The organism is Streptomyces sp. NPDC059740, from assembly GCF_042733155.1.
Taxonomy (GTDB): Bacteria; Actinomycetota; Actinomycetes; order Streptomycetales; family Streptomycetaceae; genus Streptomyces.
Map to the genome: position 1 here is coordinate 86,419 of NZ_JBHWGP010000027.1, position 6,000 is coordinate 92,418.

General features: G+C 71.4%; 14 protein-coding genes. All 14 read left to right on the forward strand.

Annotated elements, in window-relative coordinates:
* Window positions 1–88: 88 nt before the first annotated feature.
* The 14 genes from ACFV3R_RS25610 (at window position 89) to ACFV3R_RS25675 (ending at window position 5,872) form a co-directional block, all read left to right on the forward strand.
* Window positions 89–433 carry a hypothetical protein gene (locus tag ACFV3R_RS25610; RefSeq protein ID WP_385587676.1) on the forward strand — a complete coding sequence of 115 codons (345 nt, stop codon included), beginning with the start codon at window positions 89–91 and terminating at the stop codon, window positions 431–433.
* Between the two features lie 5 nt (window positions 434–438).
* Window positions 439–618, forward strand: a complete 180-nt coding sequence (locus ACFV3R_RS25615; RefSeq protein WP_385587679.1) for a hypothetical protein — start codon at window positions 439–441, stop codon at window positions 616–618.
* 93 nt (window positions 619–711) lie between these two features.
* Window positions 712–1,179: a hypothetical protein gene (locus ACFV3R_RS25620; RefSeq protein ID WP_385587682.1), complete on the forward strand. Its 468-nt coding sequence runs from the start codon at window positions 712–714 to the stop codon at window positions 1,177–1,179.
* Window positions 1,180–1,228: 49 nt separating this feature from the next.
* The gene (locus ACFV3R_RS25625; RefSeq protein ID WP_385587685.1) at window positions 1,229–1,618 is read left to right on the forward strand and encodes a hypothetical protein; all 390 of its coding nucleotides are present in this window, start codon (window positions 1,229–1,231) and stop codon (window positions 1,616–1,618) included.
* Entirely contained in the window at window positions 1,618–1,905 is a 288-nt protein-coding gene (locus ACFV3R_RS25630) for a hypothetical protein (RefSeq protein WP_385587688.1), read from the forward strand. The genes ACFV3R_RS25625 and ACFV3R_RS25630 overlap by 1 nt, the downstream gene beginning before the upstream one ends.
* On the forward strand, window positions 1,902–2,120 hold the full coding sequence (locus ACFV3R_RS25635; RefSeq protein ID WP_385587690.1) for a hypothetical protein: 219 nt from the start codon (window positions 1,902–1,904) through the stop codon (window positions 2,118–2,120). The genes ACFV3R_RS25630 and ACFV3R_RS25635 overlap by 4 nt, the downstream gene beginning before the upstream one ends.
* Entirely contained in the window at window positions 2,117–2,320 is a 204-nt protein-coding gene (locus tag ACFV3R_RS25640) for a hypothetical protein (protein WP_385587693.1), read from the forward strand. The genes ACFV3R_RS25635 and ACFV3R_RS25640 overlap by 4 nt, the downstream gene beginning before the upstream one ends.
* A complete protein-coding gene (locus tag ACFV3R_RS25645) occupies window positions 2,307–2,540 on the forward strand; it encodes a hypothetical protein (protein ID WP_385587695.1) in 234 nt (77 codons plus the stop codon). The genes ACFV3R_RS25640 and ACFV3R_RS25645 overlap by 14 nt, the downstream gene beginning before the upstream one ends.
* Entirely contained in the window at window positions 2,537–2,710 is a 174-nt protein-coding gene (locus ACFV3R_RS25650) for a hypothetical protein (protein ID WP_385587698.1), read from the forward strand. The genes ACFV3R_RS25645 and ACFV3R_RS25650 overlap by 4 nt, the downstream gene beginning before the upstream one ends.
* Window positions 2,707–3,225 carry a RusA family crossover junction endodeoxyribonuclease gene (locus ACFV3R_RS25655; protein ID WP_385587701.1) on the forward strand — a complete coding sequence of 173 codons (519 nt, stop codon included), beginning with the start codon at window positions 2,707–2,709 and terminating at the stop codon, window positions 3,223–3,225. Before ACFV3R_RS25650 ends, ACFV3R_RS25655 begins: the two co-directional genes overlap by 4 nt.
* A complete protein-coding gene (locus ACFV3R_RS25660) occupies window positions 3,222–3,632 on the forward strand; it encodes a WhiB family transcriptional regulator (RefSeq protein WP_385587704.1) in 411 nt (136 codons plus the stop codon). Before ACFV3R_RS25655 ends, ACFV3R_RS25660 begins: the two co-directional genes overlap by 4 nt.
* On the forward strand, window positions 3,632–4,192 hold the full coding sequence (locus ACFV3R_RS25665; protein ID WP_385587706.1) for a LuxR C-terminal-related transcriptional regulator: 561 nt from the start codon (window positions 3,632–3,634) through the stop codon (window positions 4,190–4,192). Before ACFV3R_RS25660 ends, ACFV3R_RS25665 begins: the two co-directional genes overlap by 1 nt.
* Window positions 4,192–5,328 (forward strand): helix-turn-helix domain-containing protein, encoded by a 1,137-nt coding sequence (locus ACFV3R_RS25670; RefSeq protein WP_385587709.1) that lies wholly within the window; start codon window positions 4,192–4,194, stop codon window positions 5,326–5,328. The genes ACFV3R_RS25665 and ACFV3R_RS25670 overlap by 1 nt, the downstream gene beginning before the upstream one ends.
* A gap of 25 nt (window positions 5,329–5,353) precedes the next feature.
* On the forward strand, window positions 5,354–5,872 hold the full coding sequence (locus ACFV3R_RS25675) for a single-stranded DNA-binding protein (RefSeq protein ID WP_385587712.1): 519 nt from the start codon (window positions 5,354–5,356) through the stop codon (window positions 5,870–5,872).
* The last annotated feature ends 128 nt before the right edge of the window (window positions 5,873–6,000 follow it).

A 6,000-nucleotide genomic window follows, 5' to 3' on the forward strand; every position in this document is an offset into this window, starting at 1 on the left:
ATTGCGTATTGCGGTGCGTTAACTCTATGCTCGTAGAGCCGACAAGGAAGCCCAACCGGACTTCCGAGTAACTGCTCCTGGAGCTGACATGACGCTGATCCTCGACACCCCCACCCCCACCACCATCCGCACCCCCCGCCTCAGCGTCAGCCTCCGGACCCTCACCGCCCAGCAGCAGATCGCCTGGCACCAGCTCCTCGAAGACCACTACGACGCCACCACCCCCGACCAGATCAAGGCCCTCCACCGCACGGCCGCCACCGACTTCGGCATCTACCTCCCCGACGGCGACGAACTCGTCGAGTGCGAGTGCGACGACTGCTACTGCGACTCCATCAGCGCCCGCAGCCGCTGCGCCGAGTACGCCGACGGCAACGTCATGCGGGCCCAGTGCCAGGCGTGCGCCGACACCCACCGCAACTACGGGCACTGACCGCCATGGACAAGTCCATCCCCGCGGCCCGCCTCACCACCGCCCACGAAGTCCGCCGCGGCCTGCGCTGGGTCCGCGTCATCCGCATCGAGCGCAGCCGGCACAGCGTCACCGTCACCTTCGACGACCAGGCGCGCCTCACGATCGACCGCTCCACGCAGGTCACCGCCCGCAAGACGGGCTGACACCCACGCTTCCGGCCCGGCCCCGGTCGAGCACGCCCCAGGCCAACCCTCCCCCGGCCGGGCCGGAAACACCCCGCAAGGAGACCCCAACCGATGAGCGCACAGGACACCGCCGCCCTCGCCACCCAGGCAGCCGACCTCATCGCCCACACCGGCATCCACCAGGACCCCCGCGCCGGCCACTTCATCGACAAGGACGGCCGCCTCGACCTCGTCGCCAGCATCTTCCGCGCCTCCACCGGCGTCGCACCGGCCGACCTACGCGGCTACAACGCCGACCAGCTCGCCGCCCACATCCGGCACGACGAGGCCGTCATGGACCTCCTGCGCTGGCTGTCCGAGCACATCACGCACACCTACGGCGCCGAAGCGCCCGGCGAGCCCGGCGAGCCCGACTACATCGAGCACGTCACCGCGTGGGCCGACGGCACCCTCCCCTACTGGCACATCGCCGAAGCCGACCAGCTCGGCCCCCTCACCCCCACCGTCGACCAGGTCATCGCACTCCTCCAGTACATCGCCGACACGCTCCCCCGCACCGACATCGACATCCCCGCCTGACCGCGCGCACCGCCGACAAGCGCGCCCCACCCAGCAAGGAGACATCACGATGAACACCCTGACCGCCGTGCCCGTCGGGACGACCAACGACGAGCGCACCGCCAACGCCCGCGGCATCGCCGACGCCTACGACGAGTACCTCGCCGGCACCCCCATCACCATCCTCATCCAGCGCCGCGACGCGATGGCCGACCACCTCACCGACGCCGACGACGCGGTCGCCTACGTCTTCGGGTACAGCAGCGCGATCGTCGCCATGACCCGCGACGAGGAGTTCACCACCGACACGCAGACCGGCACCGCCTGGAGCCGGCGGCAGCGCCTCAGCACCGAGGAGGCCCACCGCCGGGAGCGCCAGAGGCGGCTGGACGACATGAACGCGCGGAGCGCCGCGTGGCGCGCCCAGGTCGCCGCCTTCCGTGCGGGGAGGGCCGCCTGATGGCCATCAAGACCACCCCCGCCCCGGAGAGCCGCTACATCATCGGCCACGACGGAGTGTTCGCCACTCTCTACGACCGCCAGGCCCATCGCGTCGTCGTGGAGAACGCCACCGAGGAGCACTGCCTGCGGCGCCGCGAGGAGCTGGTCCAGGCCGAGGAGATCCGCGAGCTCGCCGACGCCCTGCCCGTCGACATGCGGCACCAGTTGCTCGACCTCGACACGGACAGCACCTGCCGCCTGCCTGGCTTCACCTGCCCCAACGCGCACCCCCAGGGGCAGTCGTGAACGCCCGGCAGCAGGCCCGGCTCCAGGCCGCCCTCGACGCCCAGCCGCAGGACCAGCCCATCACCACTGGCGCCGTCCACCGTGCCTACCGCGCTGCGGGCATCCCCGGCCGGCGCACCGCCCGCCGCGACCTGGCCGCCGCCGCCCATGACGGCCTACTCCAGCAGCACGGCGACACCAACCAGCGCACCTACAGCCGCGCGGCGGCGAGGTGACCACGGCCCGCGACTGGTCGGCGGTGCACGCCGCCGACCTCCGCGCCGCCGAAACCGACCTCGCCACCCACCGCCAACGCCTCGCCACGGTCGTCGCCTGGATCAACGACCCCGCCTGGGACCTGGCCGCCCGCACCGCCCTAGCCCAACTCCTCAACCTCCCCGCCCCGGAAGGAGGAACCACCCATGGACCTGCGTGACGTCGCCTGCACCGGCAAGGCCCGCTACATCACCCGCGCCCAGGCGAAGAAGGCCGCCACCGCCATACGGCGCGAAGGGGGCGACCACCTGTGCGTCTACCAGTGTCGATTCTGCTCGACATGGCACCTCGGTGGCCGGCCCGGACAGGCCAAGCACCTCCGCCGCACCCACACCGGCATGGTCCCCCTCGCCCAATACCTCCAGGAGCGACAGACGTGACCACTGACCGGCCGTACATCGAGCCGCCACCGCAGGCCAAGGCCACCCCGAACCAGTGCGAGACCGGCAACCCCAAGTGCGGCAAGAAGGCCCGCCTGTTCGCCATCGGGTGGCGCTGTCAGGAGCACAGCCCCCGCGCCACCCGCCTCAAGACCACGGAGCAGCAGTGACCACCACACCCACCGAAGCTGCACTTCGCCTCACCATCGTTGTCCACGGCCGCCCGGCACCTCAGGGCAGTAAGAAGTACGCCGGTCACCGTCGCAACGCCGCCTCCGGCCGCGTGTCCGCCGTCCTCGTCGAACAGTCCAAGCGCGTCAAGCCCTGGCGGGCCCTCGTCACCGCTGCCACCCAGGAAGCCCGCGTCGTCTCCCGCATCGGGACCGTACCCGTCCACCTTCCCACCCTCGACGGGCCTCTCGGAGTTGAAGTCGTCTTCACCGTCCTCAAGCCCGCCAGCGCACCCAAGCGAAAGCGGATCTGGCCCACCACCCGGCACTCAGGCGACCTCGACAAGCTTCTCCGCTCTACCTTCGACGGCATCGCGGACGCCGGCGCCGTCGTCGACGACAGCCGCATCATCCGCGTCACCGCCCTCAAGACGTTCCCCGGCGAGCACCCCGACGCCCTCGACGCCCCCGGCGCCCTCATCCGCCTCTACACCCTGACGGGAGACCCCTCATGACCACCGACCAGCCCCTTCGGGCTCCCGCCTGCGGGCCCGCCACCGCCGACCTCTTCCACGACGAAGCGCGCTACGACGCAGCCAAGCGCATCTGCCGCACCTGCCCCCTCCGAGAGGACTGCCTCGAAGAGGCGCTGGACCGTCGCGAGCCCGCCGGCGTCTTCGGTGGACGCGACCAGTGGGAGCGCCGGGCCCTCCTCCGCCAGCGCGGCCTTCAGCTCGACACCATCACCCCCCGCTGGCGCGCCATCCTCGAATCCCCCGAGGCCTCCGCCAAGCTCCGCAAGCTGCGCAGCCGCGGCTGGTCAACGGCGCGCATCGCGCAGGTTCTGCGCACCATCACCCCGGTCATCGAACGGGCCCTCGCCGAGCTGGACGCCGCCACTGATCTGGTGGAGGCGGCGTGATGACTGAGCGGGAACAGCAGGTGCGCGCCCTCCTCACCGAGGGCCTGACGAACACCGAGATTGCAGCCCGGCTCCACATGCGGCGCGCCACCGTACGCGAGATCCGCACCGCGACCGGCGTCCCGCCCCGTCCCGGCCTCTGGCCGTTCGCCACTCTCAACGACGCGCTCGCAGCCCACACCCGCGACGCCGGCGGCGGACACCTCCAGTGGACCGGATCAACCAACACCCACGGCGTTCCCATCGTCCACTTCGCTGGCAGGCCCACCTCCGCCTACCGCGCTGCCTTCGAAGTGCACTACGGGCGCGCCCCACACGGCCAGGTCCGCTCCCTGTGCGACGTCCCTCGCTGCGTCGCCGGCCGCTGCCTCGAAGACCAGACGCAGCGCTCCCTCACCAGGGCCCAGCTCGCCGCCATGACGGGCCGCGACACCTCCCTGGAGTGGTGCCGGCAGGGCCTGCACCGCCTCGCCGAGACCACCGAGTGGATGCCGAACGGGCAGCGTCGGTGCGGCGCCTGCCGCCGGGCCGCAGACACCGCCCGGAAGGAGCGAGTTTGATGAGAAGCCTCCCGAAGACCCTCCCACCGCACGGGCACTCCAACCGCTACACCTACGGGTGCCGTTGCCAGCCCTGCACCAAGGCAGCCATCCGCGCCGACCAGCTACGGCGCCTGGACCGGATGGCCGGCCGCTCCCGCTACATCCCCGGCCCCCCGGTCACCGCCCACATCCACACGCTCTTGGGCGCCGGCTTCACCAGGCCGCAGATCGCCCGCCTCAGCCAGGTCCCCCTCACCTCCATCGTTCGCTACGCCCGCGGCACCAAGTTCGTCAGCCGTCCCCTCGGAGAGCGCATCCTCGCCGTGATGCCCACCCCGGGAGTCGTGGACGGCCTAGCCCTGGTCCCCGCCCTCGGCAGCACCCGCCGCGTGCGCGCCCTGTACGCCCTGGGCCACTACCAGCACGTCATCGCCAAGACAGCCCACGTCGACCTCGACACCGTCAGCTCCCTGGCCGGCGCTGCCCGCACCAAGGTGGAAGTGCGGGTCGCAGCCGCCATCCGCGGCGCCTACGACGAACTGTCGATGAGCGTCGGCACCTCAGCCAAGACCCGCCTGCGCGCTAAGCGGGAGGGGTGGGCCCCGCCGCTCGCCTGGGACGAGGACGCCATCGACAACCCACAGGCCCAGCCCCATCTCGGCGCCCCGGAGCCGGCCGAGGACTACGTGGACGGTGCCGCCGTGCACCGCTACCTCACCGACCCCGGCGTCACCGTCACCGACGCCGAACGGCTGGCAGCCATCGTGGAAGCCGTCCGCCGCGGCCTGCGGTTCAGCGACCTCGACGACCTCCACCGGCTACCCCACGGCACCACCCAGAAGTGGATCGACGCCCGCAGGCGCCGCGCAGAGCGCCACGGCGAGGACTTCCCCGTCTTCGTGCGCGCCGGCGAGAGCCGCAAGCTGTGCCGCGACGAGGTCGTGGCCATCCGGCAGCGAGCCGCAGCCGGCGAGACCTACGTCCAGCTCGCCCTCGCCTTCGGCATCGCCACCTCCACCGTGAGCCGGGTGGTGCGCGGCGTCGCCTATGCCGAACACGGCGGCCCCATCACCCGCAAGCCGACCACGCAGCCCTCGGTCTCGAGCCGGCTGCTGTTCAACGGCGGCCAGGCCGCCTTCCTCAAGGCCAGCTAAGCCCCCCAAGAGAGAAGAGGACACCATGGCAGGAGAGACGGTCATCACCGTCATCGGCAACATGGTCGACGACCCCGAGCTGAGGTTCACCCCGGCGGGCGCCGCGGTCGCCAAGTTCCGCATCGCCTCCACCCCGCGCACCTTCGACCGCCAGACCAACGAGTGGAAGGACGGCGAGAGCCTGTTCCTGACCTGCTCGGTGTGGCGGCAGGCCGCGGAGAACGTCGCCGAGTCCCTGACGAAGGGCGTGCGCGTCATCGTGCAGGGCCGGCTCAAGCAGCGGTCGTTCGAGGACCGCGAGGGGCAGAAGCGCACCGTGTACGAGCTGGATGTCGACGAGATCGGGCCGAGCCTGATCCATGCGACGGCGAAGGTCACGAAGACCAGCGGTCAGAGCCGCGGCGGTGGCCAGGGGCAGTCGACGGGGGGCGGTTGGGGCGGCCAGCAGCAGTCGCAGGGCGACCCGTGGGCGCAGCAGGCGCCGGCCGGTGCCGCGGCGGGCGGTTGGGGCCAGCAGCCGGCCAGCGACGAACCGCCGTTTTGATCCTCCGCGCTGCTGATGGGGCCCGTCCCGTGTGGACGCTGTTGGTTAATTCGGGCTCTCGCGTGACGTCGGCCTTCAAGACCCGGTTGTGGTCTTGAAGGCCGACGTTGTCGTATGGGGTGGGTGCG